This window comes from Bifidobacterium jacchi (genome assembly GCF_009078285.1).
GTDB lineage: Bacteria > Actinomycetota > Actinomycetes > Actinomycetales > Bifidobacteriaceae > Bifidobacterium > Bifidobacterium jacchi.
Window position 1 is genome coordinate 18,841 of record NZ_RQSP01000037.1, and the last position, 1,653, is coordinate 20,493.

A 1,653-nucleotide genomic window follows, 5' to 3' on the forward strand; every position below is an offset into this window, starting at 1 on the left:
CGGACGGTAATCGAAGCGCTGCAACCGGCCCAGAGACATGGCACGTTCGCATTGGCATGAGCGACGATTGCGTCCGTCACAGCGACCGCAGGTACTCCCCCAGATGCGGCACGGCGAACTCCACCTGCCCATGACCGGCCGGACGGATGAGTTTGTCCTTGATGAGAATCGCACGGTACTTGCTCACCCAGCTCCGACTCCGTCGTGTGCGCTCCACGAGATCGCCGATCTGCGTGACGTGCGGCGAATCCACCGCCATAGCTTTCAAAAACAGCCGTTCCGCGCTCGTAACGCCGTCCAGGGCAGGCGCGCATACGGCATCATCAAACGCAAGCAACGCGTCAGTGACACCAGCCGCCACATCGTTCGTCGTGATGATGGACGCCCCGCGCCGCTGGGCGGATTGCCACATGTAGTACCCGACGAGCTGCACCATGTATGGATATCCCTCGGACCGTCGGGCCGCTTCCAGCGCGTCGCTCTCGCTGATGGACTTGCCCGAATCGGCCACGGTTTCCAGATAGGCGTTCTTCACGTCTGGCAATGGCACATTGTCCAATTCCCGGCGCAGTGCACGCCGCAGGAATGTGGTCACCTCATTATCCAGCAAATCGTTGATCATATAGGGCAGGCCGGCGAACACGATGGCGACGCCTTTCTTCTCGTCATCGGGAACGTCGCTTTCGTCGGCATCTGTGATAATGTGCTGCACAGCCGTGGCAATGGCCACCAAGTCATCATGTGAAGCCGCCTGCGTTTCATCGATGGTGATGAGGATGCCTTTGCCCTTTCTGATTTTCTTGGATTCCAGCCGTTTGTTCAATGCGTTGCGAAGGGTCAGCGGATTGGACTCCGCAGAGAAATGGGCTTGGCCGAGGCTAGCGGTCGCAATGCCAGGAATGCTGATGGATGGGCTTATATCGGCCTGATTCAAGCGCATTCCCGAAGGAGCCAGAACTGTTACGAGGCGGGACACCAATCCCGGGGACGCCGTTTCGGCGATGGTCTCCCATTGCTGTGCTTTGGCAATCCGACGAAATTCGGTCAGCATCACCGTCTTGCCGAAACCTCGCTGCCCAGTGACCAGCATGATTCTGCCCGGCGCGCCGACACCGTTTGTCAACGCCTCCGAAAAATCATCGATGATGGACTGGCGACCAATGAGAATCGGCGGCATCTTGCCCGCAGTTGGCTTGAACGGGTTAATCGCCATGACCGCACCTCCTTACACATGTTTCCTCTGCTCTCACGCCTTTGTCGTCCGTTGCATCCATCGGGCGCCATGCATGATTCGTCGCACCAGGCTACTGATTAGTGGTGCACCGGAATCATCAACGGCTCGGCGGGAACACGCACCATGTTACACGAAATTACACCAATATGTACGAATGCGTACCAAGTTACATGAATGCGTACCATTGTGTACTATTTGCCGCAAGCACGATGTCGTCAGGTGCGCCCCCACAAACTGCCACATCATAACGAACACGGCGAGCACGGCGAGGCGAACAGGCTCATTTCGGTTCAACAGCCTATTCTCGGGCATATCTTGCAGTTGTGTGTACCGCCAGGCGCGCACACATCGGCAAGGCTGACGGGCAGGAACTCCACGATCGTTGCAATTCCGCCATTATGCAACACCGCCGACACGAC

1 protein-coding gene is annotated in these 1,653 nt (G+C 57.7%); it reads right to left on the bottom strand.

Going from position 1 to position 1,653, the window contains the following annotated elements; all coding sequences use genetic code 11:
• Positions 1 to 76: 76 nt before the first annotated feature.
• Positions 77 to 1,213, bottom strand: coding sequence for an ATP-binding protein (locus EHS19_RS08715; protein ID WP_151917369.1), 1,137 nt, complete (start codon positions 1,211 to 1,213; stop codon positions 77 to 79).
• Positions 1,214 to 1,653: the final 440 nt, after the last annotated feature.